We start from the raw sequence: 25,792 nt of genomic DNA, 5'->3' as shown, positions 1-25,792 counted from the left end.
AGGGCTCTTCCGTGGCTGCCCCGCATGCGGAGGCATCGGGACACTTGGACGCTAGTACCTGAACCCGTCCTCGGAGGGTCTGCGACAATTTGGGACGCACGACCACAATCGAGGAGGCATCCCACATGACGGCACCTACGCCCGCATCCAGCCGCCGTGAGGCCCCGGACCGTAACCTCGCGCTGGAATTGGTCCGGGTGACCGAGGCCGGCGCCATGGCGGCGGGACGCTGGGTCGGCCGCGGTGACAAGGAGGGCGGCGACGGTGCCGCGGTGGACGCGATGCGGCAGCTCGTGGCCACGGTGTCGATGCGCGGCATCGTCGTGATCGGTGAGGGCGAGAAGGACGAGGCGCCCATGCTGTACAACGGCGAGGCGGTGGGCGACGGCACGGGGCCCGAGGTCGACTTCGCGGTCGACCCGATCGACGGCACCACGCTGATGTCGAAGGGCTCGCCCGGGGCGATCGCGGTGCTGGCGGTGGCCGAGCGCGGCGCGATGTTCGACCCGTCGGCGGTGTTCTACATGGAGAAGATCGCGGTCGGGCCGGAGGCAGCCGACGTGATCGACCTGTCCGCCCCGATCGCGGAGAACCTGCGCCGGGTGGCCAAGGCCAAGAACTCCTCGGTGTCGGACCTGACCGTGTGCGTGCTGGACCGGCCGCGGCACGCCCGGCACATTCAGGAGGTGCGCGACGCCGGGGCTCGCATCCGGCTGATCTCCGACGGTGACGTCGCCGGCGCCATCGCGACCGCGCGCCCCGACTCCGGCACCGACATGCTGATCGGCATCGGCGGCACGCCCGAGGGCATCATCGCCGCGGCCGCGCTGCGCTGCATGGGCGGCGCGCTGCAGGCCCAGCTGGCGCCGAAGGACGACGAGGAGCGGCAGAAGGCGATCGACGCCGGGCACGACCTGGACCGCATCCTGTCGACCGAGGATCTGGTTTCCGGCGAGAACGTCTTCTTCTGCGCGACCGGCGTCACCGACGGCGACCTGCTGCGCGGCGTGCGCTACTTCAGCGGCGGCGCATCCACCCAGTCCATCGTGATGCGCTCGAAGTCCGGCACGGTCCGCATGATCGACGCCTACCACCGCCTGACCAAGCTCCGTGAGTACTCCTCGGTCAACTTCACCGGGGACGAGGACGCCGCCCCGCCGATGCCCTGATCCGCGAGCGATGGCGCCCGGCGGCCTGTTCGCCGAACTGACCCGCGTGGCCCGGGCGGCCGGTGCCGAGGGAACCCCCGAGGTGCTGTCCGACCGGGCCGACGGCCAGGTCGTCCGCGTGGGCGACCTGGCCGTCAAGGCGCACCCCGCCGACACCGACCTAGGCGCCCTGCGCGCCCGGCTCCGAACAGCGGGCGGGACACCACTACGCGACATCCTCGTACCACCGCGGACGATCCACGGCGACCTGCTGTGCGTCGTCCACGAACGCCCGATCACGGCCTGGCCCTACGGCATCCCCGTCGACCCAGGCGACCCCGATGCCGCTCCCTGGGAGCAGAGCGCGGCCCTGCTCGCCGGCCTGCACCGAATCGCATTCACCCTGGACCAGAGCTCTGAAGGCTCGCAGCACATCGGTCACCCGGATCGCCCGCCCCATTCCTTCCCGGCGGCCGGTGCTCCGGCCCGTGTGCACCGCGCGATCGCCCGGCTGCGCGCCGCCCACTCCCACCCGGCCGCCACCACCGCCGTACTGCGCGCCTACGACAACCTCCCCGCCCTGGACGCCGCACCGAAGACGCTGGTACACGGCGATTTTCACCTCGGCCAGCTGGTCCGCCTGCCGGGCGGCGGGCCCGCCGAACCACCGGCCGACGTGCATTCCGCAGGACACCACACCGCACCGAAGGGGCCGTTCCGCGCTCGTGCACCACACACCGGCCCGGAACCGCAATGCGGCGGCGTCCCGCCACACGCGGCGAACGACGGGCAGCTCCGAAACTCCGTGCCAGCACGACTGGTTCGCACCCCGGAGGCGGGGGAAAACCGTTGGCGGCTCATAGATATCGACGATCTGGGGCTGGGCGACCCGGTGTGGGACCTGGCACGGCCCGCGGGTTACTTCGCCGCGGGGATCCTCGAACCCCTTGCCTGGCAGCGCTTTCTGGACGCGTACCGGCTCGGCGAGGGTCCGGCGGTGCCGCCGGGCGGCGACGAGTGGGCCGTGCTCGACGTCCCGGCGCGGGCGGTGGTGGTACAGGCCGCGGCGCTCGCGGTGGCGAAGACCGCTGCGGCACCGGACGATATCGACATCGCGTTGATCGATGCCTGCGTGCGCATGACGGCGCTCCCGTATGGTGGGTGACGCATATGGCACGGCCCGCATACGTGCCGCGAAACTAGGGAGCGAATGGCATGCAGTGCCCGAAATGTCACGGTTTCATGCAGACCTACAACCGCAGCGGTGTGCAGATCGAACAGTGCACCAACTGCCGCGGCATCTTCCTGGACTACGGTGAGCTCGAGCATCTGACCAACCTCGGCTCCGGCTTCGGCGCGCCGCCTCCGCCGGGCCCGGCGTGGGGCGCACAGCACTACGGCCACGGCCACAAGCACCACAAACGTGGCTTCGGCAAGATGCTGTTCTCCTCCTGAACTATTCCCGGACCAGCCGTCCGCGGGTGTGCGAAAGCCCTCAGGCGTGGCAGCCCACCGCGACCGCGCCCGGGCTTAGGGTCGAAAGCATGACCGACGACCAGACGCAGTACCGCATCGAACACGACACCATGGGCGAGGTCCGCGTACCGGTGCACGCGCTGTGGCGCGCGCAGACCCAGCGAGCCGTCGAGAATTTCCCGATCAGCGGCCGCGGCTTGGAGCGCGCCCAGATCCGCGCGCTCGGCCTGCTGAAGGCGGCCTGCGCCACGGTGAACAAGAACCTCGGCCTGCTCGACGCCACCAAGGCGAACGCCATCGTCGCCGCGGCCACCGAGATCGCCGAGGGCCGCCACGACGACCAGTTTCCGATCGATGTGTTCCAGACCGGTTCGGGCACCAGCTCCAATATGAACGCCAACGAGGTCATCGCCGGCCTGGCCGCCGGTAGCGGTATCACGGTGCATCCCAACGACGACGTGAACATGTCGCAGTCGTCCAACGACACCTTCCCCACGGCCACCCATCTGGCCGCCACCGAGGCCGTGGTGAAGGACCTGATTCCGGCCCTCGACCATCTGCGGCTGCGGCTGCTGGACAAGTCCACCGAGTGGCGGACCGTGGTGAAGTCGGGCCGCACCCATCTGATGGACGCGGTACCGGTCACGCTGGGGCAGGAGTTCGGCGGCTACACCCGGCAGGTGCAGGCGGGGATGGAGCGCCTGATCGCGACGCTGCCCCGGCTGGGCGAGCTGCCCATCGGCGGCACCGCGGTCGGCACCGGGTTGAACGCGCCCGCCGGTTTCGGCGCCGAAGTCGTTGCGGAACTGCGCAAGTCGACCGGCCTCGACGAGTTGACCGAGGCGCAGGACCATTTCGAGGCGCAGGCCGCGCGCGACGGCCTGGTGGAGGTGTCGGGCGCGCTGCGCACGGTCGCGATCAGCCTCACCAAGATCGCCAACGACATTCGCTGGATGGGCTCGGGCCCGCTGACCGGCCTGGCCGAGATCCAGCTGCCCGATCTGCAGCCCGGGTCCTCGATCATGCCCGGCAAGGTGAATCCGGTACTGCCCGAGGCGGTTACGCAGGTGGCGGCGCAGGTGATCGGCAACGACGCCGCGATCGCCTGGGGCGGCGGCAACGGCGCCTTCGAACTGAACGTCTACATCCCGATGATGGCGCGCAACGTGCTCGAGTCGATCCGCCTGCTGGCCAATGTGTCCCGGCTGTTCGCCGACAAGTGTGTCGCGGGCCTGACCGCGGACACCGAACGGCTGCGCCGGCTGGCCGAGTCCTCCCCGTCCATCGTCACGCCGCTGAACTCCGCCATCGGTTACGAGGAGGCGGCCGCGGTGGCGAAGGAAGCGCTGAAGGAGCACAAGACCATTCGGCAGGCCGTCGTCGACCGCGGCCTCATCGGCGACAAGTTGTCCGAGGCGGAGCTGGATCGGCGGCTCGATGTGCTGTCGATGGCGAAGGTGGACGGCGAGAAGTAACACGGGCGAGCCCGGCGGCCGGTTCAGCGACCGGCCGCCACCGCCGCCTCGTAGTCCCGCAGCTCGATGTCGTTGGCCGCGTTGTCGGCGTATTTCACCATCAGGTCGAACAATCGGGAACCGAGGAACCAGTTGCGGGCGCGGATGCCCCACGCCGTCTCGGGCGCCAGGAAGTGCCCGGCGTTGGAGTTGCCCGCGATCTTGGCGTAGCGCCGCATGACCTCGTCGTAGCGGGCGTACGCCGCGGTGTGGTCGCCACCGGCCGCCGCCAGCTCACCGGCCAGCACATAGGCGCCGACGACGGCGAGCCCGGTGCCGAAGCCGCCCAGCGTGTTCCCGTACGCCGAGTCGCCGACCAGTGCCACCCGGCCCTTCGTGTAGCCGCCCTTCATCCGCACCTGGCCGAGGGAATCGAGATAGAAGTCGTCGAGTTCGGCCAGCTCGGCCAGCATGCCGGGCACCTCGCCACCCATGCCCGCGAACCGCTCGGCCACGATACGGCGTTGCGCCGCAATATCTTTGCGGTCGTAATCGAGTTCCGGCGCGGCGAACATGTACATCTGTGACGCCTTCGCCCCGCCCTTGACCGCCAGCCGCCCCGGCGCGTTCCAGGCATGGGAGATGTTGCGCTGCCGGGTTTCCGGATCGTGGCCCCACCCCGGCGCACCGGCCAGGCAGTAGTAGTACCCGAGGTGCCGGACGTAGTCGCGCTCCGGCCCGAAGGCCAGCCGCCGCACGACCGAGTGGATGCCGTCGCAGCCGACGACCAGGTCGAAGGTGCGAGTTTCGGTGTGCTCGAACCGCACGCGTACGCCGTGTTCGGTCTCGGTCAGTTCGGTGATCGAGTCGCCGAACAGGTACTCGCAGTCGTCCGCGGTGCGCTCGTAGAGCAGCTCGGCCAGGTCGCCGCGCAGGATCTCGACATCGCCGCCGGTGAATTCGCCTGATATGACGGCGCGTTCGCGACCCGCATCGTCCAGGCACACCATGTCGGTCTTGCCCGTCCGGCGGCGCTGGATCTCCGCCCAGATACCCATTCGCTCCAGCACGGTGCGGTGGGTGGCGCCCTTGAAGTCGACGGCCTGGCCGCTGCGGCGCAGCGCCGGCGCGCGCTCGACGACGGTGACGTCGAAGCCGTACCGCTCGAGCCAGTAGGCGAGGGCCGGACCGGCGATGCTGGCGCCGGAGACGAGGACGGTGGTGTTGCGCATGGCGAAAACTCCTTCACTAACCGCGTCCGACGGACGCTGTTGGATGTGAATTAGCGTATGGTGGACGCAGATTCTCGTCAAGCGGATCTTTCGGGAAGGATGGGCGGCATGTCGGCATCGAGCACCCTCGACCTGTTGTGGGGCAGCCCGCAGCGCCCCAAGCGCGGGCCGAAGCCCTCGCTCACGCTGGAGCGGATCGTCGGCGAGGCGATCACCCTCGCGGATGCCGAGGGCCTGGCCAACCTGTCGATGCAACGCCTGGCCGAGCGGCTGGGCTGCGCGAAGATGGCGCTGTACCGCTATGTGCCCGGTAAGACCGAACTCACCGCGCTCATGCTCGACGCGGCGATGGGCGCGCCACCGCCCCCGGCGCCCGCCGCGCACGCCTGGCGCGACGACCTGCGGGCCTGGTCCGAGACCATCTTCGACCGCATGCTCGCCCACCCCTGGGCATTGGAGTTGTCCAACGGCGTGCGGCCGATGGGCCCCAACGAGATCGCGTGGCTGGAGAGCGCGCTCGCGGCCCTGGCCGAGTCGCCCCTCACCGGCGCGGAACGGCTCGACACGGTGGTGCTGCTGCTCGGTCATGTCCGCAGCCTCGTGCAGCAGATCGGCCCGGCCGACGCCGACGACGATCTCGAGTCACGGCTCGCCGAGCAGATCGGGCAGGTCATGGCCGCGCACGCGGAGCGCTTCCCACACGTCGTCGCGGCCTTCGCCGACCAGGCCGCGGACCCCGCCGCCGTGCGCAACGACGCCCTGACCTTCGGCATCGACCGCATTCTCGACGGCATCGCCGCCCTGATCGCCGACCGGGCGCGCTGAAGCCGTCGCGCGAAACAACCGCCGGAACATGGCCCGACGGCCCCCGCGCGCTTACAGTCGGAACATGTCCGAGCTACCCGAGTTACAGCAGGATGCGATCACCACGGTGCGCGAGTTCTTCGCGGCGCTGGAGGTGGGCGCGGTGCACGAGGCCCTCGACCTCGTCGATCCCGACATCGTCTGGAAGAACACCTCGCTGCCCGACGTCCGCGGCGCCGGTCGCGTCGCCGGGCTGTTGCGCGGGTTGAACCGGCCGTCGTTCGGTTTCCGCGCCGACATGCACCACATCGCCGCGGAATCCAACGGCTCCCCCGCCGCCGAGGGCAGCACGGTGCTCACCGAGCGCACCGACTACCTGCGCGCCGGTCCCGTGGAGATCGCCTTCTGGGTCTGCGGCACCTTCGAGATCGTGGACGGCCGCATCACCCTCTGGCACGACCACTTCTCCTGGGAGAACTTCCTGCGCGGTACCGCGGTAGGGCTCTGGCGCGCTGTGCGCCGCTGAACCCACGGGGGCGCCGACCGATCCGACGCCCCGCCGCGTCACCTCAGCGGCGCAGGTGTGCCAATTCGGCGCGCGCCGCCTCGCCCGCGTCGGTGAAATCGGTGCGGGAGAAGATGTTCCAGCGCTCCAGCAGCGGCGCGAAGACCAACTCCGCTTCGCGTGCCGGATCGTAGATGCCCGCCTCGGCCAGCACCTCGGTGCTGCTGCGGCCGCCGGGCAGCGGCACCTCGGGGATGCGGAACGCGGCGACCTGATCGGCGATGGCCCGCACGGTCTGATCCGGCGTCAGGTCCAGTCCGGCGGCGACGAGATTGGCGAAGAACTCCGCCTGCAATTCGTCGTCGGCGGCGAGCCGCTCGGCGATCGCGGTCACCATCGGATTCTCCTGCAGCGCCGCGGTATTGCGGTGCCGCACCGCCGCGGCGGCCTCCTCGAACGCGCTCGCGGCCAGCACATCCAGCAGATGCAGCGACGGACGGCGGAACCCGTCGGTCATATGCGCCATCCGCAGGCGCTCCAGCTCCACCGGGTCCACCGAGCGGGAGACCATCAGGTAGTTGCGGATCAGGATCTCGTGGCGGTTCTCCTCGGCCGTCCACCGGCCGACCCAGCGCCACCACGGGCCGGTGCGCAGGTACTTGCCGAGTTCGCGGTGATACGAGGGCAGGTTGTCGGCGATCAGGACGCTGACGGTGAGCGCCAGCCGAGCCACCTCGCTGAGCTCGGATTGTCCCTGCTCCCAGTCGGTTCCGCCGAGGAAGGCGAAATTGCGGCCGTCGTCCCAGGGCACGAGGTCGTGCGGTTGCCAGCCGTCCGCGACGGCCGTGTGCCGCCGCAGGTTCTCCTCCACCTCCGCCGCCAGCGATTCCAGCAGTTCACGGTCGGTCAACAGAGTTTGCACCCCGACAACCTACCCAGTCCGCCCGGCAAATGGGAAAGCTCCGCCGAACACGCAGACAATCCACAGCAACGGCCCCGGAACCGTTGGGACGTTTCCGGGGCCGCGCGAGGTCGGAGAATCTACTTCTCGGTCACCGTGGTCTTGCGGTCACTGGCGTTCCAGCTGATGCTGCCGCCGGTGAACTCGCTCTGCTTGCCGCCGCTGATGTCCTTCTCGTCGGTGGTCGGGTAGCCGAGCTTGCTGTTCACCCCGCCGCTGTTCTCCCACTCCTGGCGGATGTCGCCCCACACCACGTGCGCGCCGGTCTGCTCGCTCCAGCAGATGAGACCGGCGGTGAACTCCTGGCAGGAGCCGCCGTCGGGGCCGCTCACAGCCGCCCCGGTGGGCTCGCCCAGCGCGCCGGTCGGCCCGCCCGTCTCGTTGTACTTGGTGAGAACCTGTCCGGAGACGGCGATCTCGCCGTTCTGCGTGGCGATCTTGGTTTCGGTCGCCGCACCGCTCTCGTTGCCCATCTCGTGCTCCGAGGTGGTCGCCGGCGTGGTGGTCGCCGAGTCGGGCGTGGTCGTGGCGGGCAGGGTCGTGGCGGGCAGGGTGGCCGAGGCGGAACTACTCGAATCGTTGTTGTCGTCGTCGTTGCCGCAGCCGGTGAACAGCAGGGCCGCCGCAGCGATCGTCATGGTGCAAGCCGCCGAACGTCGAGCGAAGTGGTGCATGTCCATCCTCTCGAAATTGGTTGCCGGTGGCGCCGCGACGACGCCACCGGCAACTCAGGCCGTTGCCCGGCTATGGTTCGGCGAATTGAAGCTCCTCACCCGAAACCAACGCCGAACAGGTATCCCGTGGAAATATACCCGTCAGCCTGTGAGGTGAAACACATACCAAGGATTTGCTGACCTACGCGTTCGGCCCGTACTCCTCCAGCATCTCGGTCACCAGCGCGGCGATCGGCGAACGCTCGCTGCGCGTGAGCGTCACGTGCGCGAAAAGCGGGTGGCCCTTGAGCTTCTCGATCACCGCCGCCACTCCGTCGTGCCGGCCGACCCGCAGATTGTCACGCTGGGCGACATCATGGGTGAGCACCACCCGCGACCCACTGCCCAACCGGCTCAGCACCGTCAGCAGCACGTTGCGCTCCAGCGACTGCGCCTCGTCCACGATCACGAACGAGTCGTGCAGCGAACGGCCCCGAATGTGGGTCAGCGGCAACACCTCCAGCATGCCGCGCGACAGCACCTCCTCCATGACCTCCGGACTGGCCAGGCCGTCCAGGGTGTCGAACACCGCCTGCGCCCACGGGCCCATCTTCTCGCTCTCGGAACCCGGTAGGTAGCCCAGCTCCTGACCGCCGACCGCGTACAGCGGCCGGAACACCACCACCTTGCGCTGAGATCGCCGCTCCAGCACCGCCTCCAGACCCGCGGTGAGTGCCAGCGCCGACTTGCCGGTACCGGCCTTGCCGCCCAGCGACACGATGCCCACGCTCTCGTCGAGCAGCAGATCCAGCGCGATGCGCTGCTCCGCCGAGCGGCCGTGCAGCCCGAACGCCTCGCGGTCACCGCGCACCAGCTGCAACCGCTTGTCCGGCGTCACCCGGGCCAGGGCGCTGCCGCCCGCGCCCAACAGCCGGATCCCGGTGTGGCAGGGCATGTCCCGGACCTCGTCGAGATCGATGACGCTCTCGGCGTAGAGCCGGTCGACGGCCTCGGGGGCGACCTCGAGTTCCGCCATACCGGTCCAGCCCGAGGTGATCACGTCCTGCGCGTGGTACTCGTCGGCGTGCAGACCCACCGAGCTGGCCTTGACCCGCATCGGAATGTCCTTGGACACCAGCGTGACCGAGCGGCCCTCGGCGGCCAGATTCAGCGCACAGGCGAGGATGCGGGAATCGTTGCTGTCGGTGCGGAACCCGACCGGCAGTACCTCCGGATCGGTGTGGTTGAGCTCCACCTGGAGCGTGCCGCCCTCGGTGCCGATCGGCACCTGCTCGTCCAGCCGTCCGTGCACCAGCCGCAGATCGTCCAGCATGCGCAGGGATTCCCGCGCGAACCAGCCGAGTTCGTGATGGTGCCGTTTGCCCTCGAGTTCGCTGATCACCACGAGCGGCAGCACCACGTGATGCTCACCGAAACGCGTGATGGCCCAGGGATCCGATAACAGGACGGAGGTGTCGATGACGAAGGTTTTCAACCCGGATTTCCGGGCAGTCTGCGAGGTGGAAGCTCCCTTTCCGGAGCGTGCGCTCTGAGTCGAGCGGGCTTTCGCCGAGGGAGCGATGACGGAGCGTGCATCAGTCACGGTGGGCTCCTTTGTTGTTCGTACAGCACCCGTACGAACGTTCTCGCTGGGCCGGTCCGCCCTGGGGTCAGTGGACCCGAGGGCCGGGCGCCGGCCCCCTCGCACTGAATTTCTCAGTCACGATCAGGACCTCCCGTACGAGCCACACCGCCGCGGCCCGCACATCCGACGTTACTGCGCATCCGCGATTCCGGCTCCCGAGATCGCAGGCGTGTCGGTGAATATGTCGTTAACGCGGCCCATGTATACCCAGTTGGACGAAAGTTCAAGCTATGACACACATCTCACTTCCCTGGCGGCAAGGCATGGCCCGGAAATATTAGCTGTCAAGTAGCTCTTTCAGCACGGAGACCTGGCTGCGCGCCGGGTCCCGGACCGCCGTGACAATGGTGACCGGACCCCGGGCGGCCAGCTCACGCAGCCTCGCCAGGCCCTGCCGCGGTGCGTCCGCGGACAGTTCTGCCAGGTAACGCTCGCGGAATTCGGCTTCGCGGCGCTGCGGGTCGGCATGGAACCAGCGGCGCAGCTCGTTCGACGGCGTGACGTCCCTCGCCCAGTCATCGATGCGTGCCTGCTGTTTGCTGATGCCGCGCGGCCACAGCCGGTCGACCAGCACCCTGGTGCCGTCGGAATCCTCTGGCGCGTCGTAGACCCGCTTCACCCGGAAACCGCCCGCGGGTTGCTGTGCCATGGCTCCATGGGAGCACAGTCGCGGCCGCGATAGCGGCCCACACGCCGCGGCACCGGATAGAGTCGACACATGGCCGATGTTGAGCAACTGGAGCAGCTGTCGTCGAAGGAGCTGCACGACCGGGCCGTGAAGTACGCCGTCCGGCACGGCGATATCCGGTTCCTGTGGCGGCTGCTCGAACAGATTCCCGCCGCCGCGGCCGCCTCCGGCGACCTCGGCGAGAGCGAGGCCGACATCAAATACGTGCTGCCGATGCTCGACGACTATGTGCACGCCGGCGAGGGCAAGCTCGCCGACGTGCTGCGGCCGCTGTACATCGAGTATCTGGCCGAGCACGACTGAGCCGCATACACCCGGATCACGCCGACAACAAGGGCAGATCGCTCCCTGTCTCACTCCGTGCGCCGCGGGTAGCTTCGCCGAGGTGAGCATGCACCTACCAGCCCATTCTCAGCGAAAGGTCGTCGGATGAGCATTCGCCTCGGGTACCAGATGCCGAATTTCAGTCATGCGACCTCGCCGCGCGAACTGTTCCCCTCGGTGATCGCCCAGGCGCGGGCGGCCGAGGCGGCGGGCTTCGACGCCGCGTTCGTGATGGACCACTTCTACCAGCTGCCCGGGCTCGGTGCGCCGGAGGAGCCGATGCTGGAGGCGTACACCGCCCTCGGCGCGCTGGCCACCGCCACCGAGCGGATTCAGCTGTCCACGCTGGTCACCGGCAACACCTACCGCAATCCGGCGATGCTGGCCAAGACCGTCACCACGCTGGACGTGGTCAGCGGCGGGCGGGCGGTGCTCGGCATCGGCGCGGGGTGGTTCGAACTCGAGCACATCGGCTACGGCTACGAGTTCGGCACCTTCACCGAACGCTTCCAGCGCTTGGAGGAGGCCCTGCAGATCATCCAGCCGATGCTGCAGGGGCAGCGCCCGACCTTCGACGGCAAGTGGTACCACACCCGCGAGGCGCTCAACGAGCCGCGCATCCGCGACGACCTGCCGATCATGCTCGGCGGGGGCGGGGAGAAGAAGACCTTCGGCCTGGCCGCCCGCTTCGCCGACCATCTGAACATCATCTGCGACGCACCCGAACTGCCCGGCAAGATCGAGGCGCTGCGGCAGCGCTGCGCGGAGGCCGGCCGCGATCCGGCGACGCTGGAAACCAGCTTCCTCGCCTTCCTGATCCTCGACGAGGACGGCGACCGCGCCCGCGCACTGCAGGACGACCTGCTCCGCAAGCAGGCCGCCCGGGACCCCTCCGGCCCCTCGGTCGAAGAACTCCGCGAGACCGTCGGCCATCGCCAATTCGTCGGCGCCCCAGACGATGTGGCCGAGCAGATCCAGCGCCGGGTACTCGACCACGGCGTGGACGGCGTGATCGTCAACATGGTCACCAACGGCCACGAGCCTGGCGTGCTGGAGCTGGCCGGGAAGACGCTGAGCCCGCTGGTGCACTGACCACCGCGGACCCGCCGTACCACGCGCCCGAAACGCTTTGGGCGACAGCAAGAGTGCTTCCCATGGGGAATCGAAGCACACGCCTTACACTTCCGCTATGTCCGATTCAGCACCCGAACTCATCGTCTACCGCCGCGACGGCTGCCCGTACTGCGCGCGGATGCGTCGGGTGCTGAATCGGCACGGCATCATCCACCGCGAGGTCGACATCTGGAGCGACCCCCAGGCCGCCGACTTCGTCCGCTCGGTCGCCTACGGCAACGAGGCCGTCCCCACCGTCGTCCTCCGCGACGCTCTCGGCGAACGCCACTGGGTGAACCCCCACCCGAAGGACCTGATAGCAACCGTGACCGCCGACGCCCCCACCCTCACCGGCGGCCCCCGCCGCCACCATTTCCGCCTCTGGTAACGCTCATCCGACCAGTCACTACCCTTACTGATCCGAACTCCGCCGAATATCCATCGCAGCCCGAATCAGCCTGCGCGCCTTCTCCCCTGTCACCGACTGACCGGCCAGGACGTCGAATGCGCGGCCGTAGAGGGCGATTTCTCTGGGTTGGGTGACGGTCAATTCGGCCGTATGCCCCTCGACCTTTACCATTCGGTTGTCGAACATCATGAAATTCTCGACCGATACGACGGTCTCGGCGGTGAGGGGTACGATACCCAGCGCAACTCTCGGCATTCCGATTATCGACATCAGACGATCGAGCTGCCCGCCCATCACACTGTCGTTTCCCACGGTACCGTACAAGGATTTCTCACTGATCAGAAAGTGAAACCTGCGCCCGCGTTTGTACAGGATTTGCTGCCGTTCCATGCGCTTCGATACGCCACTGTCCAGGTCGTTGGGAAGATTGTAGAACTGGATGACACTGCGAAGCTTGGCTTCGGCATATTCGGCAGTCTGCAGCAGGCCGGGAATCACCTGAGGCTCATAATTTCTTATGAATTGAGCTGCGGCCTCGTTCCTCATCACGACCTGTTGCGCCCGTTTGATACCCCCGCCCAGCACACGCCGCCACTCCAGGTACGCCGAGTCGACCGCGTGGAGCGTGGCCAACAGCTCCGGTAGCTCGTCGCCAGCACCGCAATGTCGGCAGTACGCACGAATATCATCGCTCGACGGCCGCGCTTTTCCGTGTTCTATACGCGATACCTTGGATTCATGCCATCCTTCGCGGGCAGCGAGGTCTCGGCCTGTGACACCGGCATCCCGTCGTATCTCGCGGAGCCGCAGGCCGAGGGCCTCCCTGCCTTCCTGAGCCGAGTTCGTCACTATCGAGCGGTCGCCGGACGTTCGTAGTAGTCGCGGTAAGGTATCGCATAGGGCCAGAGCTTTTCCCTGACCTCGCGGCAATAAGTGACAATCCCGGGATCCGTTGTCGTTCCCGTACCGGCCGGTTTACCGTCGGCACCCGACAGGTTGAACACCACCATCTGCTCGTCGAACAGCCACCAATCGTCGGATGGCACGATTTCCGGCGCGACCGTGTGACGTGGGATGTATCGAATGTCTTCGCCAGCTTCCACATTCTCGCCGGTAACCGACAATAGCCAACGCTGGTATCCGCTGTGCGGCACAGTGACTACTCGGATACGACTCACTCCAACGCCTCGATCGGTCATATCCCGAATCAGCCCGGTCCAATCGCTCTTGTCGTACTCCGGGGGCGGCTCGTCGTTCAGGAACCGTCGCAGGGCTTCCGACTCGGACGGCTCGAGGTAGGAGTCGCGGACTTCCATGTGGAAGGCCGAACGTTGACACGCGAGGAACGGCCGAATCCAATCATCGAGTCCGCGAAACTCCACCGTAGTAGGTCCTCTCAGCCTTCGGTACTTCGACAGCCGTTTCGTTCTCCGCGATCGCCATCTGCGCCAGCGTCTCACGGTCGGTGACAGGTACACCCGTCAGGGTGAACGTACCTCGGCCCGTATCGGTCAGCCGTGCGGCTATGAAAGTATCCGGCTCCAAGAAACCGAGCAGCAGATGCGGGAGTTCGACAGTGCCCACACGATCCGTCCGCCATGCCTGGACGACGTAGCCTTCGTCGTTGGCATACAAAGTCGGACAGCCGTTCCTGTCGGATCCTCCGCTGCCAAGGAACTTCAGCTTCATGACGACTTCTCCTCGCCGAAAACTTGCGGGTTCTTGCGATGGCAGAAGGCATTGTCTCGCGGATAGATGCTCGATGTCCCCGGTTCCATCATTTTTCGCAAGTTTCTGCAAGTCTCTCGCCCTGATGACATCCGGCTTCCTAGCGTCGGAGTCGGCAGTCGGAACCGGCGGAATGGGATCGGTTCGGGGTTGCCGTACCTACGGCTATGAGGGGACGAGATGGAGTGGCGCACACGGTTGTTCGAGTTTCCCGGGGGCGTGCTGGAAGTTCGCGCCTATGAAGGTGAGTCGGCCGAGGATGGGCCGGGGGTGTATCTGGAGTGCTATGGCGGTGATGCTGGGGAGGGCGGGTGGGTGGAATGGGAGGCGTCGTGAATGGGCTCGGGTGGCAGGTCGGTCTTGTTGTCGTGATCGGAATACCGTTGGGGGTCTTCGTGATTGCGGTGTTGTGGCCGCAGCGGACGCCGGAGGACAAGTCGGTTCGGGGGATTCGTGATCGCATCGAAAGCGAGGACGGACGGTAAGGGCGAGGCCACAGCCGAGACAGTACGAGCATGGCCCGTCGACGCATCGAGGCATCGACGGGCCATGCTGTGTTCGGAGCCTTTGGGGCTCAGCGGTTTACATGCTCAGCCGAGCAGACGCCAGTCCTCCAGGCCCTCGTAGAGCGGGAACTCCTGGGCCAGCTTGGCTACTCGCGCGCGCAGGGCGGGCAGGTCGGCGTCGCCCTTCAGGGCAGTGGCAATGATGTCGGCGACCTCGGTGAACTCGGTGTCGCCGAAGCCTCGGGTGGCCAGGGCGGCGGTGCCGATGCGCAGGCCCGAGGTGACCATCGGCGGGCGGGGGTCGAACGGGACGGCGTTGCGGTTCACCGTGATTCCGATCTCGTGCAGCAGATCCTCGCCCTGCTGGCCGTCGAGCACCGAGTTGCGCAGATCCACCAGCACCAGGTGCACGTCGGTGCCGCCGGTGAGGACCGTGATGCCCTTCGCGGAGACGTCGGCGGCGGCCAGGCGCTCGGCCAGCAGCTTCGCACCCGTCAGCGTGCGCTCCTGACGCTCCTTGAACTCCTGGGTGCCCGCGATCTTGAAGGCCACGGCCTTGGCGGCGATCGCGTGCATCAGCGGGCCGCCCTGCTGACCTGGGAACACCGCGCTGTTCAGCTTCTTGGCGTACTCCTGCTTGGCCAGGATCACACCCGAGCGCGGGCCGCCGAGGGTCTTGTGCACGGTGGAGGAGACCACGTCGGCGTGCGGCACCGGCGAGGGGTGCAGGCCCGCGGCCACCAGACCGGCGAAGTGCGCCATGTCGACCCACAGGTAGGCGTCCACCTCGTCGGCGATCTCCCGGAACGCCGCGAAGTCCAGGTGCCGCGGATAGGCCGACCACCCGGCCACGATCACCCGCGGCCGCACCTCGCGCGCCTGCTTGCGCACCTCGTCCATGTCGATGCGGTGATCGTCCTTGCTCACCCCGTAGGCGTGCACCTCGTAGAGCTTGCCGGAGAAGTTCAGCCGCATGCCGTGGGTGAGGTGACCGCCGTGCGCCAGATCCAGGCCGAGCAGCCGCTCGCCGGGGTTCATCAGCGACATCAGGACCGCGGCGTTGGCCTGCGCCCCCGAATGCGGCTGCACGTTGGCGAAATCCGCGCCGAACAGCGCCTTGACCCGCTCCCGCGCCAGGTTCTCGACCACGTCGACGTGCTCGCAGCCACCGTAGTAGCGCCGGCCCGGGTAGCCCTCGGCGTACTTGTTGGTCAGCACGCTGCCCTGCGCCTGCAGCACCGCACGCGGCACGAAGTTCTCCGAGGCGATCATCTCGAGGGTGTCGCGCTCGCGGGCGAGCTCACCGGCCATCGCGGTGGCCAGCTCGGGATCGAGTTCGGCGAGGGATTGCGTGTTGACAGAGGCGGTCGTCTGGGTCACGAGCACAGTCTATGTTCCGGGTGTCGCGCCCTCGAACGGTGCTCCCGGTCCGCGCCCGGCTGCCCGAGTTGCCCGCGCCGGGCAGCGTCCGAGTCGCCCGCCCCGGGCAGCGTCCGAGTCGCCCGCCCCGGGCAGCGTCCGAGTTGCCCGCGCCGGGCAGCGGCCGGTAACCGTATCGGGTCAGGGCATCCGGCGCAGCGCGCCCGGGGTGAGCGGTTCGTCGAGCAGGCGGCGGAACCGCTCGGCCCGCTCGTCCGCGTCGGCGGCCCGGTCCAGCCAACCGCCGAGCAGGCGGTAGCCCTCGACGTAGGTGCTGATGTAGGCCCGCCACAGCGGCGAGGACAGGAAGCGCAGCGACTGGCGCGCCCGCTCCGGCGTGGTCAGATTCCAGCGCTGCAGGAATTCGGCGACCTCGTCGGCGCTGCGGCCGCGATCGTGCAGCAGCAGCGCCGCGTCCTGCCGCACGCCCAGCAGCTTCGCCGAAGCGGCCGAAAGCCGTTCCGCGCGTTCACCATCGAAGCGCAGGCCGAGGTCGGCGTAGATGTCCTGCGCCCAACGCCCCCAGCCCGGGCCGACGATCGACTTCAGCGCCAGATCCGCCAGGCCCTCGGCCATCAGGCACTGCGGCGTGTTCACCAGGAACAGCGTCTGCTCGTCCTGCCCCGCCGCGACCAGCCCGGCCTCCTTGCGGCAGTGCTCGGTGTGGTGACCGGGATACGCCTCGTGCGCGATCAGCGCGGGCAGATGCGCCATGTGCTGTTTGAGGTCGGAGTTGATCGCCACCCGGGAGCGGTAGTTGCCCAGGTAGTAGTTGAAGCCCGACCACGGCTTGTCGCCGACCACCTCGTACTCCACCGTCTCGTGGTCCGGCAGCGGGTAGCGAGCGCGCACCAGCTCCCGCAGCGCGCCGGAGAACGCCGCCACACAGGCGCGCAGCCGGTCGGGCGGAATCTCGTCGGCGCGGCGGTGCGCGGTGACCCGTTCGGCCAGCGGTCCGTCGCCGGGCAGCACCTCGGCCATCTGCCGGTGCGCCTCGCGATAGTCCTCGACCTCGCCCGGCGCGATCTCGACATCGAAATAGGCGCGCACCTCGTCGACGAACGAGATCGTGTCACCGGCGAACTTGCGGCCGGAGCATTCCAGCGCCCGCAGATGGACGTCGAGAAATTCCGTGCGCTCGGCCGTCAAACCCGACTCCGGCAGTTCTTTGCGCAAAGCCGCTGCCCGCGTGGCCAGTTCGCGCGGCTCGGGCGCGGGCGCGTTCTCCACCCCACGCCGCAGCGCCGGATCACCGGTGTAGGCGTCGACAAAGCCGGGCTCGAGGCGGTCGAATGCCAGCCCCAGCCGCAGGTATTCGGTCACGAGCGGATGCGCCTGCATGACCACCGACCTTAACGCCTGTTCATCGCCGCGTACACGGCACCGGAGAGAGAATCGTCACGCCAGGTTACCGACGAGTAGGAACACCCCGCGTACGGCGGTCCGTTGACCGAGAGGACAATTCGCCTATGCGAGGACAGTGGACCGGTTCTCACCGCGCCGGGGACGGCACCTGTGAGAACTCATCCGAAGTGCCGTGTTTACCGAGCCGGGGGCGTGGGTAAGTGGCGCGGATGAGCGAGCCGAGTCCGTATGTGGAATTCGACCGAAAACAGTGGCGCACCCTGCGGAAATCGACTCCTCTGGTACTGACCGAGGAAGAGCTGGTCGGTCTGCGCGGTCTCGGTGAGCAGATCGACCTCGAGGAAGTCGCGGAGGTCTATCTGCCCCTCGCCCGGCTCATCCACCTGCAGGTGGCCGCGCGGCAGCGGCTGTTCGCGGCGACCGCCACGTTCCTCGGCGAAACCCACCCCGACCACCAGGTACCGTTCGTGATCGGCATCGCCGGCAGCGTCGCCGTCGGCAAGTCCACCACCGCCCGCGTGCTGCAGGCGCTGCTCGCGCGCTGGGAACACCACCCCCGGGTGGACCTGGTCACCACCGACGGATTCCTCTATCCCACCGCCGAACTCACCCGGCGCGGCATCATGCACCGCAAGGGTTTCCCGGAAAGCTACGACCGCCGCAAATTGCTGCGCTTCGTCACCGAGGTGAAATCCGGTGCGGCCGAGGTGTGCGCGCCGATGTACTCGCACATTCTCTACGACATCGTGCCGGGTGATTTCCATTGTGTGCGCCAGCCGGACATTCTCATCATGGAGGGTCTCAACGTCCTGCAGACCGGGCCGCGATTGATGGTGTCGGACCTGTTCGATTTCTCCATCTATGTCGACGCGCGCATCGAGGACATCGAAACCTGGTACGTGAATCGCTTTCTGTCCCTGCGCAAGACGGCGTTCGCGAATCCGAAATCCCACTTCCACCACTACGCCAAGTTCTCCGACCGGGAGGCCACGATCGCGGCCCAGGAGATCTGGAACGCCACCAACCGGCCCAATCTGGTGGAGAACATCCTGCCCACGCGGCCACGCGCGACCCTGGTGCTGCGCAAGGATTCCGACCACACCATCAACCGGATACGGCTGCGCAAGCTGTAGCCCGTCAGACTTTCCAGGCGGCGTCCAGCCGGGCCGCCACATCGATATCGCGCACCGCGGCGATATGCGGTTTGCGAATTTCCTTGGCGATATAGCGGGCCACGAAACGCCGGATCTCGTGGTCGACACTGGCCAGAATGCGCAGCAACTGGCCGCGCCGGGTCGCGGTGGCGACATTGATGCGCACATCGCCCGGACGCGGCTCGGCGATGTCGATGAGCACCCGCAGCGGCTCGGCCGTCCGCACGGTCAGGTGGATGTGCACGAAACCGTCGACCTGGAAGTTGTGCCGATCCAGGGCCAGATCGAGCAGCAGATCGACACCGAGCGGGATGGCCAGATCGAACTCGATGAGATCGCCGACGTCGCGTTCGAGGCGCGGTTCGCCCAGCTGGACCTGCGCCGACACCTTGGCCAGCCGTCCCGGACCGACCCCGATCGGGCCGAAATCGAAAGCGGCGCCGGTCAGTTGGGCGAATGCGCCGGCGATGCGCTGCTCGGACGCGGCGTACAGCAGGAAGCGCCGCCCGAATTCCTCGTAGCTGAGGTGGGCCGGTGCCGTGACCGTGCCGCGCTGCCCGGTCCCGTTGTCACTCATGTTCGCACGGTACGCGAGCCGCGCGGTCCGGTGAGCCCGTGACCACGCAATGCAACAGAGCTGTGCTCGAGCGCGGCTCAGGTCCCGTAGCGACGATGCCGTGCGGCGTAGTCACGCAGGGCACGCAGAAAATCCACTCGCCGGAACTCCGGCCAGTACGCCTCGGTGAACCAGATCTCCGAATAGGCGCTCTGCCACAGCAGGAATCCCGACAGCCGTTGTTCGCCGGAGGTGCGGATGACCAGGTCCGGATCCGGTTGCCCGGAGGTGTACAGGTGCTGGCCGATGGCGTTGACGGTGATCGACTGCACCAGATCCTCGCCGGTCTCCCCCGCCGCCATCTCCTGGCGCACCAGCGAACGCACCGCGTCGGCGATCTCCTGCCGACCGCCGTAGCCGATCGCGACGTTCACGTGCACGCCGTTGCGGCCGTGCGTCTCCGCGGCCGCCTTCTCCATGCGGCGCGCGATATCGGCCGGCAGCCCGTCCAGCGAGCCGACGATCCGCACGCTCCAGTTCCGTTCCGGCGCCGACAGTTCCTCCACGACGTCCGGGATCACCTCGAACAGCGTCTCCAGTTCGTCCTGACCACGGCTGAGATTCTCGGTCGACAGCAGATAGACCGTCACCATCTCGATGCCCTCGGCCTCACACCAGCCGACCAGTTCGGCGATCCGCAGCGCTCCGACCCGATGCCCGTGGCTGACGTCGGTGAAACCGTTCTCCCGCGCCCAGCGCCGATTGCCGTCACAGACGACCGCTACATGACGCGGATGTTGTTTGCCCGCCAGCTGTTTCGACAGCCGCGCCTCGTAGATGCGATATGGCAGGCCACGCACCCGACTAGCAAGTTCCACGAACAGCCACCCTACGCCGCCGTGTCACGTCACCGCCTTGTCGGCCTGACAAGCCTCGGCGCACCGACACGCGGTACCGCGGCCCGCGGGCGCGAGCCGACTCGCCGAACCCCTCGCCCGCGCCCGGTACAGTGGCGACAGCGCCAACCTACGGAACCGTAGGTTACTGAGGAGGTACTGAGCGTGGCGGAGACGGTACAGCGGGCGAACCCGGTGCTCGGAGCCCTGGACGAGCTACGGCAGGTGCCGCTCAAGCCCCGCATGCGCGGGTGGATCCACACCTACGCGGTGGGCATCGCGGCGCTGGCGGTGATCGCCCTGACCGGCACGGCCGCGACGGTGTCGGCGAAGGCGGGCTGGTCGACGCTGGTGTACGGGTTGACGGTGTGCGGGGTGTTCGGCGTCAGTGCCGTGTATCACCGGGTGAACTGGCGCACCGAGCGGTCGCGCATCCACATGAAGCGCGCCGACCATTCGATGATCTTCCTGTTCATCGCCGGTAGCTACACGCCCTTCGCGCTGCTGGGGCTGCCGACGTCGACGGGGGTCACGCTGCTGGCCGTCGTCTGGGCGGGTGCGCTGGCCGGGGTCGCGCTGAAACTGCTGTGGCCGACCGCGCCGCGCTGGGTCGGGGTGCCGCTGTATCTGGTGCTGGGCTGGGCGGTGGTGCCGGTGGCGGCGACGCTGACCCACAACGTGGGCGTCGCGCCGATGGTGCTGCTGCTCGTCGGCGGACTCGCCTACAGCGGGGGCGCCGTCCTGTACGCCACCCGATGGCCCGATCCCTGGCCGGAGACCTTCGGACATCACGAGTTCTTCCATGCCGCAACGGTTCTCGCCGCGCTGTGCCACTACGCGGCGGTCTGGCTGGTTCTGCTGAACTGAATCGCGGGGTGACGCAGCCGACAAGATCGGCCGGAACGCGCCGCGGGTCACCGTCCGGGTTCTATGCTCCTGCTTCGTGTTCCCCGAACCGATTCGCACGTCCGCGGCCGATCCGTCGCCATGATCAATCGGCTGATTCTGCTCGCGCTGCGGGCGCGCTGGGGGCTGTCGTTCGTGGTGATGGCCTGCAATCTCGGCGGTCTGGGCGTCATTCTCACCGAACTGTCGCTCAGCGGGTTCCTCGGTCGGCTCGGGCCGAACTGGATGACCGCGATGGCCCAGGCGTCGATCTATCCGGCGATCGGCGCGGTGGTCGGGATCATCCTCGCCGTGCGCGATCGGTTCTATTACTTCGGCTGGCTCGACCAAGGGCGCAAGCCGGGTGCGGCGGAGGCGCGGCGGCTGCTGAACCTGCCGCTGGCGATCACGCTGCGCGCCCTCGCCATCTGGCTGCCCGGCGTGATCATCGCCACGGCGATCTTCGCGCAGGTGATTCCGTCGCGGGCGATCGCGGTGGTCGGCGCGATGTTCACGCTCGGCGCGTTCGAATCGGCGGGGTTCACCTTTCTCATCGTCGATCGGCTGATCCGGCCGACGATCCCGATCGTGTCCTCGGTACTGGGCGGGACGATGCACTGGAGTTCCACGGTGCTCAACCGGGTCGTGGTGTCGTGGGCGGTGGCCGGGGCCATGCCGCTGCTGATGCTGATCACCGTGCTGGCCGATCCGGTGGCGACCGCCGAGGACCGGATTCGCACGGCCGTGTACATGTCCGTCGTGGGACTGGGTGTGGGCGCGCTGTCGACGGCGACCCTGGCCCGCGCGGTCGCGGCGCCGGTGCGGGCGCTGCGCCGGGCGCTGGACCGGATCGCGCGCGGCGAGCTGGACGTCCGGGTTCCGGTCGGCAGCGCCAGCGAGATCGGGCGGCTGGAGCATTCGGTGAACGAGCTGGCCGCCAATCTGTCCGAGCGGGAGCGGATGCGGACCGTGTTCGGCCGCCACGTCGGCACCGAGGTCGCCGAGCGCGCGCTCGCCGGCGGGCTCGACCTCACCGGTGACATCCGGCCGGTGACCGCGCTGTTCGTCGATGTCGTCGGCTCGGTGGCGCTGTCCACCGGGCTCGAACCGAGCGAGTTCGTCGTCAAGCTGAATCGGCTGCTGACGATCGTGGTGTCGGCCACCGAGGACAACGGCGGGCTGGTCAACAAGTTCGAGGGTGATGCGGCGCTGTGCATCTTCGGCGCGCCGATCGCGTTGCGCGACAACGCGACTCCGGCGCTGCGGGCAGCACGCCGGATTCGCGACGAGGTGGCCGCGGCGGGCGAACTGGATATCGGTATCGGGGTGGCCCGGGGCATGGTGTTCGCCGGCGACGTGGGCACCGACACCCGGCTGGAGTACACCGTGATCGGCGACGCGGTCAACGAGGCGTCGCGACTCACCACCGAGGCCAAGCGCGTCGACCGCCGAATCCTGGTGTCCCAGGCGGTGATCGACGCGGCCACCGCCGACGAGCGGGCGTTGTGGGCGCACTTCGAGACGATTCAGCTTCGTGGGCGGGTGGAACCGACCTCCTGCTGGACGGACCTCCCGGTCAGCCCCAGCGGCGATGGTGCGCCCGGCGTCAACGGCACCGGCGAGGACGACATCGAGGGTCTGAAGCCACTCGGCACCCAGATCGGCGAGGCAGAAGCGGCACCGGGTAGCTGAGGTGGTTACGCCCACAGCGTGAGACAAAGCCCGAGGATCGCACGCAACCCGTGGCTACGGGGCACCAACCCGTGGTTCCGGCGTGTTTTTGGCCGGAATCCACGGTGAGATCCCGGCCAAAAGCGTGCCGGGATGGCAGGGGATCTGTTCAAGCTCCGGGAGGACGGGAGACCTGTTCAAGCTCGACGAATGCCGCCGGTGTACGGCCCGTGCGGTCAGGGCTTCCAGGTGATGCGGCCGCCCTGGAAATCCTGGGCCTTGCCGCCCTGGTAGTCGTATTCGTCGCTGGTCGGGTAGCCGTAGCGGCCCTTCTCGGCGACCTCGGTGAACCAGGTGTCGCGGATGGCGCCCCACACCGCGTGGGCGCCGGTCTTGGCCGACCAGTAGACCGAGCCGCCGTTGAACAGGTTGTAGCGACCCTGGCCGTCCTTACCCGCCTGCTGCTCGTCGGTCACCGGGTAGCCCAGGGCGCCGTTCTCCCAGCCGAGTGCGCCCCACTTGTCGCGGATCAGGCCGCCGACGGCGTGCGCGTCGGTGCCCACCGACCAGTAGATCGAGTTGTTGCGCTCGAATACCTGGAACTTGCCGCCGCCGCCCGCGTCGGATTCGGGCGAGACCGGGTTGCCGAAGGTCGCGAACCCGCCTGCTCGGTCGTACTCGACCTCGATCGCGCCGCCGACCTCGAAGGGGCCGATCGGCCTGGCCTGCGCGGCGCCGACGGATGCCGTCAGCGCCAGCGCCGCGGCGGCGACGACGAAACCGGACGAACGGGCGGTACGAATTCCTCGACGTGGCAGTCTCACGCGATCTCCCTGTGGCCTGGGTAGTGCTTGCCTGACATTTGCTGCCGACTCGGACATCCTGCACGGAGGTCATCCCCGTCGGCAAGCGCCGGGTCGCGAACGCACCCTCTGCACGCACATCCGCTATGACCGGCGTTCCGGAAGGTCAGCGGCGACCCCGGATGCTTTCGAGATCGGCCGGGAGGCGTCGATCGTTACCGGTCCGAGACCAAAGCGGCCGCGAGTTCGGCCGCATCGCCGACCGGAAGATCGCAGACCGACCCCCGGCAGACGTAGGCGGCGGGCCGATCAGCGACCGGCTGGCGATCGGCCAGCAACGGCACCGAGTTGGGGGCGCCCGCAACCACCACGGCCCCGCCGGGCGCGACGCGGCGCGCGGTGACGGTCAGTTCGGCGGTCTCCGCATCGACACCGTGCGGCAGCGCGATCGCCACCTGGATGGGGCCCCGCACCGCCGCCTCGGCCACGGCCAGCCAGTGCCCGCCCGAGCGTGGGGCCCGCGCCAGCACGATCGCGCCGCGCTGCACGGTCCGCTCGGCCAGTTCGCGATAGCGGGCGGACCGGGTGGCGTCGGCGAGGACGGACGCGGTCAGCAGCGCCTCGGCGAAGGCCGACGCGCCCGCGGGCGTGGCGCCGTCGAGCGGGTCGCGGGGGCGGCTCACCAGCGTCTCGGCGTCGTCGGCGGTGTCGTACCAGTTGCCGGGGGTATCGGAATCGGCGAAATGCGCTGCGGCCGTGTCGATCAGGTGGCACGAGCGCTCGAGCCAATCAGGATCGCCGGTAGCCTGGTGCAGTGCCAGCAGGCCGGTGGCCAGCCACGCGTAGTCCTCCAGCACGCCGGTGGCCGTGCCCGCCACGCCGCCCAGCGACGCCCGGACCAGGCGGCCGTCGATCACGTGCTCGGCCAACAGGAATCGGGCGCAGCGGACGGCGGCCTCGACCCAGTCCGGCCGGGCGAGGGCCGACCCGGCCTCGGCCAGCGCGACGATCGCCATGCCGTTCCAGGCGGTCACCACTTTGTCGTCGCGCGCGGGCTGGGGCCGCCTATCGCGCACCTCGCGCAGACGTGCCCGGACGCGGTCGAAGCGCTCGGTGTCCTCCGGATCGGCGTATCTGGTCGGCACGGAGGTACCGTGCTCGAAGTTGCCGTCCGCCGTGACGCCGAAAACCTCCGCGGCCCAAGCACCGTCGTCCGCACCGAGCACTTCGGTCAGTTGCGCCGGTGTCCAGACGTAGGTGGCGCCTTCGACGCCGGGGCCACCGGGCTCCACCTGGGTGTCGGCGTCCAGGGCCGAGGCGAAACCGCCCTCCGCGGTCCCCAGATCGTCGAGCAGGAACTGCGCTGTCTCGGTCGCGACCCGCAGCGAAAAGGGCTGTCCCGCATCGTCGTTCGCCGGGCGTCGCGCCAGATGCGCGTAGACCCGCAGCAATTGCGCGTTGTCGTAGAGCATTTTCTCGAAGTGCGGCACCACCCAGGCCGCATCGACCGAATACCGCGCGAACCCCCCACGCAGCTGATCGTAGATTCCACCGCGCGCCATGGCCGCCGCCGTCCGCGAAACCGCCTGCAGCGCTTGCTCGTCCCCGGTGCGCTCGTAATGCCGCAGCAACCCTTCCAGCAACGCCGACGGCGGAAACTTCGGCGCCCCACCGAATCCGGCGTAACGCGGGTCCACATCGCGCAACACGGCCGCGACCGCATGCCGCAACAGTTCCGGACCGACCGCCAACTCACTACCCGGCAGCCCATCCCCCTGCTCCCGCAACGCCTGCGCCACCTGCCCGGCCGCCTGATCCACCTCGTCCCGCCGATGACGCCAGGTCTCGCTCACCGCGGCCAGCAACTGCGTGAACGACGGCATCCCCCCACGCGGCGCCTTCGGGTAATAGGTACCGCAATAGAACGGCTCCCCCGCCGGCGTCAGGAAACAGGTCATCGGCCACCCACCCTGCCCCGTCATTGCCACCGTCGCCGTCATATACACAGCGTCGAGATCCGGCCGCTCCTCCCGATCCACCTTCACACACACGAAATTCTCGTTCATCACCGCCGCGGTCGCCTCGTCCTCGAACGACTCGTGCGCCATCACGTGACACCAGTGGCACGAGGCGTACCCGACGGAGAGCAGGATCGGCACATCCCGAGCCGCGGCCTCCGCCAGCGCCTCGGGCCCCCACTCCCGCCAATCAACCGGATTGTCGGCATGCTGACGTAGGTACGGCGAGGTCGCGCTGCCTAGTCGATTCACGCCTCCAGCGTCCCATACGACGGAAGACACAACGGGCTCACCACAGATACCGAGCTATGGCATTTGCTACAGATTTGTCGGCCGTTCCAGGTCTGCGAGGAGAAAGGAATTGAGCAGCTTGGAGAAG

At 68.3% G+C, this 25,792-nt stretch carries 26 protein-coding genes; 12 read left to right on the top strand and 14 right to left on the bottom strand.

Annotation, left to right across the window (positions count from 1 at the left end):
• The first annotated feature begins 125 nt into the window (after window positions 1-125).
• The 4 genes from glpX (at window position 126) to NWFMUON74_RS05665 (ending at window position 4,099) form a co-directional block, all read left to right on the top strand.
• Window positions 126-1,169 carry a class II fructose-bisphosphatase gene (gene glpX, locus NWFMUON74_RS05680; RefSeq protein WP_187686925.1) on the top strand — a complete coding sequence of 348 codons (1,044 nt, stop codon included), beginning with the start codon at window positions 126-128 and terminating at the stop codon, window positions 1,167-1,169.
• Between the two features lie 10 nt (window positions 1,170-1,179).
• Complete coding sequence (locus NWFMUON74_RS05675; protein ID WP_187686924.1) at window positions 1,180-2,313, top strand: aminoglycoside phosphotransferase family protein; 1,134 nt, start codon at window positions 1,180-1,182, stop codon at window positions 2,311-2,313.
• Between the two features lie 50 nt (window positions 2,314-2,363).
• Window positions 2,364-2,603: a TFIIB-type zinc ribbon-containing protein gene (locus NWFMUON74_RS05670; protein WP_187686923.1), complete on the top strand. Its 240-nt coding sequence runs from the start codon at window positions 2,364-2,366 to the stop codon at window positions 2,601-2,603.
• Window positions 2,604-2,692: 89 nt separating this feature from the next.
• The gene (locus NWFMUON74_RS05665) at window positions 2,693-4,099 is read left to right on the top strand and encodes a class II fumarate hydratase (protein ID WP_187686922.1); all 1,407 of its coding nucleotides are present in this window, start codon (window positions 2,693-2,695) and stop codon (window positions 4,097-4,099) included.
• A gap of 23 nt (window positions 4,100-4,122) precedes the next feature.
• Here NWFMUON74_RS05665 and NWFMUON74_RS05660 read toward each other — a convergent pair whose 3' ends face one another.
• On the bottom strand, window positions 4,123-5,310 hold the full coding sequence (locus NWFMUON74_RS05660) for an FAD-dependent monooxygenase (RefSeq protein ID WP_187686921.1): 1,188 nt from the start codon (window positions 5,308-5,310) through the stop codon (window positions 4,123-4,125).
• Between the two features lie 108 nt (window positions 5,311-5,418).
• Between NWFMUON74_RS05660 and NWFMUON74_RS05655 the strand changes: the two genes are divergently transcribed.
• Together NWFMUON74_RS05655 and NWFMUON74_RS05650 are read left to right on the top strand one after the other, a co-directional pair.
• On the top strand, window positions 5,419-6,135 hold the full coding sequence (locus NWFMUON74_RS05655; RefSeq protein WP_187686920.1) for a TetR/AcrR family transcriptional regulator: 717 nt from the start codon (window positions 5,419-5,421) through the stop codon (window positions 6,133-6,135).
• A gap of 64 nt (window positions 6,136-6,199) precedes the next feature.
• Window positions 6,200-6,640 (top strand): limonene-1,2-epoxide hydrolase family protein, encoded by a 441-nt coding sequence (locus NWFMUON74_RS05650; protein ID WP_187686919.1) that lies wholly within the window; start codon window positions 6,200-6,202, stop codon window positions 6,638-6,640.
• A 43-nt stretch (window positions 6,641-6,683) separates the two neighbouring features.
• On the opposite strand, the gene NWFMUON74_RS05645 is transcribed toward NWFMUON74_RS05650, so the two are convergent.
• The 4 genes from NWFMUON74_RS05645 to NWFMUON74_RS05630 form a co-directional block, all read right to left on the bottom strand.
• Complete coding sequence (locus NWFMUON74_RS05645; protein WP_232110861.1) at window positions 6,684-7,541, bottom strand: acyl-ACP desaturase; 858 nt, start codon at window positions 7,539-7,541, stop codon at window positions 6,684-6,686.
• Window positions 7,542-7,660: 119 nt separating this feature from the next.
• On the bottom strand, window positions 7,661-8,218 hold the full coding sequence (locus NWFMUON74_RS05640) for an LGFP repeat-containing protein (protein WP_232110860.1): 558 nt from the start codon (window positions 8,216-8,218) through the stop codon (window positions 7,661-7,663).
• Window positions 8,219-8,435: 217 nt separating this feature from the next.
• Complete coding sequence (gene phoH2, locus NWFMUON74_RS05635) at window positions 8,436-9,728, bottom strand: RNA 5'-3' helicase PhoH2 (protein ID WP_425300533.1); 1,293 nt, start codon at window positions 9,726-9,728, stop codon at window positions 8,436-8,438.
• A 427-nt stretch (window positions 9,729-10,155) separates the two neighbouring features.
• Window positions 10,156-10,527 carry a DUF488 domain-containing protein gene (locus NWFMUON74_RS05630; protein ID WP_187686916.1) on the bottom strand — a complete coding sequence of 124 codons (372 nt, stop codon included), beginning with the start codon at window positions 10,525-10,527 and terminating at the stop codon, window positions 10,156-10,158.
• 69 nt (window positions 10,528-10,596) lie between these two features.
• On the opposite strand from NWFMUON74_RS05630, the gene NWFMUON74_RS05625 reads away from it, so the two are divergent.
• The 3 genes from NWFMUON74_RS05625 (at window position 10,597) to NWFMUON74_RS05615 (ending at window position 12,391) form a co-directional block, all read left to right on the top strand.
• Window positions 10,597-10,869 (top strand): hypothetical protein, encoded by a 273-nt coding sequence (locus NWFMUON74_RS05625; protein WP_187686915.1) that lies wholly within the window; start codon window positions 10,597-10,599, stop codon window positions 10,867-10,869.
• Between the two features lie 126 nt (window positions 10,870-10,995).
• The gene (locus NWFMUON74_RS05620) at window positions 10,996-11,982 is read left to right on the top strand and encodes an LLM class F420-dependent oxidoreductase (protein ID WP_187686914.1); all 987 of its coding nucleotides are present in this window, start codon (window positions 10,996-10,998) and stop codon (window positions 11,980-11,982) included.
• A 97-nt stretch (window positions 11,983-12,079) separates the two neighbouring features.
• Window positions 12,080-12,391: a glutaredoxin family protein gene (locus NWFMUON74_RS05615; RefSeq protein WP_187686913.1), complete on the top strand. Its 312-nt coding sequence runs from the start codon at window positions 12,080-12,082 to the stop codon at window positions 12,389-12,391.
• A gap of 24 nt (window positions 12,392-12,415) precedes the next feature.
• On the opposite strand, the gene NWFMUON74_RS05610 is transcribed toward NWFMUON74_RS05615, so the two are convergent.
• The 5 genes from NWFMUON74_RS05610 to NWFMUON74_RS05590 all read right to left on the bottom strand — a co-directional run bounded on the left by NWFMUON74_RS05610 (window position 12,416) and on the right by NWFMUON74_RS05590 (window position 17,406).
• Complete coding sequence (locus NWFMUON74_RS05610) at window positions 12,416-13,261, bottom strand: helix-turn-helix domain-containing protein (RefSeq protein WP_187686912.1); 846 nt, start codon at window positions 13,259-13,261, stop codon at window positions 12,416-12,418.
• Complete coding sequence (locus NWFMUON74_RS05605; RefSeq protein ID WP_187686911.1) at window positions 13,261-13,794, bottom strand: DUF6879 family protein; 534 nt, start codon at window positions 13,792-13,794, stop codon at window positions 13,261-13,263. The genes NWFMUON74_RS05610 and NWFMUON74_RS05605 overlap by 1 nt, the downstream gene beginning before the upstream one ends.
• On the bottom strand, window positions 13,772-14,101 hold the full coding sequence (locus NWFMUON74_RS05600) for a hypothetical protein (protein WP_187686910.1): 330 nt from the start codon (window positions 14,099-14,101) through the stop codon (window positions 13,772-13,774). The genes NWFMUON74_RS05605 and NWFMUON74_RS05600 overlap by 23 nt, the downstream gene beginning before the upstream one ends.
• 629 nt (window positions 14,102-14,730) lie before the next feature.
• Window positions 14,731-16,026 carry a serine hydroxymethyltransferase gene (gene glyA, locus NWFMUON74_RS05595; protein WP_187686909.1) on the bottom strand — a complete coding sequence of 432 codons (1,296 nt, stop codon included), beginning with the start codon at window positions 16,024-16,026 and terminating at the stop codon, window positions 14,731-14,733.
• 180 nt (window positions 16,027-16,206) lie between these two features.
• Window positions 16,207-17,406, bottom strand: a complete 1,200-nt coding sequence (locus tag NWFMUON74_RS05590; RefSeq protein ID WP_187686908.1) for a DUF885 domain-containing protein — start codon at window positions 17,404-17,406, stop codon at window positions 16,207-16,209.
• A gap of 224 nt (window positions 17,407-17,630) precedes the next feature.
• On the opposite strand from NWFMUON74_RS05590, the gene coaA reads away from it, so the two are divergent.
• Window positions 17,631-18,563 carry a type I pantothenate kinase gene (gene coaA, locus NWFMUON74_RS05585; protein ID WP_187686907.1) on the top strand — a complete coding sequence of 311 codons (933 nt, stop codon included), beginning with the start codon at window positions 17,631-17,633 and terminating at the stop codon, window positions 18,561-18,563.
• Between the two features lie 4 nt (window positions 18,564-18,567).
• Here the strand turns inward: coaA and NWFMUON74_RS05580 are convergent, their stop codons facing one another.
• Both NWFMUON74_RS05580 and NWFMUON74_RS05575 read right to left on the bottom strand, forming a co-directional pair.
• The gene (locus tag NWFMUON74_RS05580; protein WP_187686906.1) at window positions 18,568-19,161 is read right to left on the bottom strand and encodes a hypothetical protein; all 594 of its coding nucleotides are present in this window, start codon (window positions 19,159-19,161) and stop codon (window positions 18,568-18,570) included.
• 77 nt (window positions 19,162-19,238) lie between these two features.
• Window positions 19,239-20,018, bottom strand: coding sequence for an isoprenyl transferase (locus NWFMUON74_RS05575; protein ID WP_187686905.1), 780 nt, complete (start codon window positions 20,016-20,018; stop codon window positions 19,239-19,241).
• Between the two features lie 261 nt (window positions 20,019-20,279).
• On the opposite strand from NWFMUON74_RS05575, the gene trhA reads away from it, so the two are divergent.
• Window positions 20,280-20,903: a PAQR family membrane homeostasis protein TrhA gene (gene trhA, locus NWFMUON74_RS05570; RefSeq protein WP_187688948.1), complete on the top strand. Its 624-nt coding sequence runs from the start codon at window positions 20,280-20,282 to the stop codon at window positions 20,901-20,903.
• Window positions 20,904-21,023: 120 nt separating this feature from the next.
• A complete protein-coding gene (locus NWFMUON74_RS05565; protein ID WP_187686904.1) occupies window positions 21,024-22,613 on the top strand; it encodes an adenylate/guanylate cyclase domain-containing protein in 1,590 nt (529 codons plus the stop codon).
• Between the two features lie 215 nt (window positions 22,614-22,828).
• Here the strand turns inward: NWFMUON74_RS05565 and NWFMUON74_RS05560 are convergent, their stop codons facing one another.
• Both NWFMUON74_RS05560 and NWFMUON74_RS05555 read right to left on the bottom strand, forming a co-directional pair.
• A complete protein-coding gene (locus tag NWFMUON74_RS05560; protein WP_342212970.1) occupies window positions 22,829-23,416 on the bottom strand; it encodes an LGFP repeat-containing protein in 588 nt (195 codons plus the stop codon).
• Window positions 23,417-23,610: 194 nt separating this feature from the next.
• Window positions 23,611-25,665, bottom strand: a complete 2,055-nt coding sequence (locus NWFMUON74_RS05555) for a thioredoxin domain-containing protein (protein WP_187686902.1) — start codon at window positions 25,663-25,665, stop codon at window positions 23,611-23,613.
• Between the last annotated feature and the right edge of the window lie 127 nt (window positions 25,666-25,792).

It is taken from the genome of Nocardia wallacei (genome assembly GCF_014466955.1).
GTDB lineage: Bacteria > Actinomycetota > Actinomycetes > Mycobacteriales > Mycobacteriaceae > Nocardia > Nocardia wallacei.
Note: the sequence above shows the minus strand (reverse complement) of the source record. Positions and strands in the feature narration are given on the sequence as shown.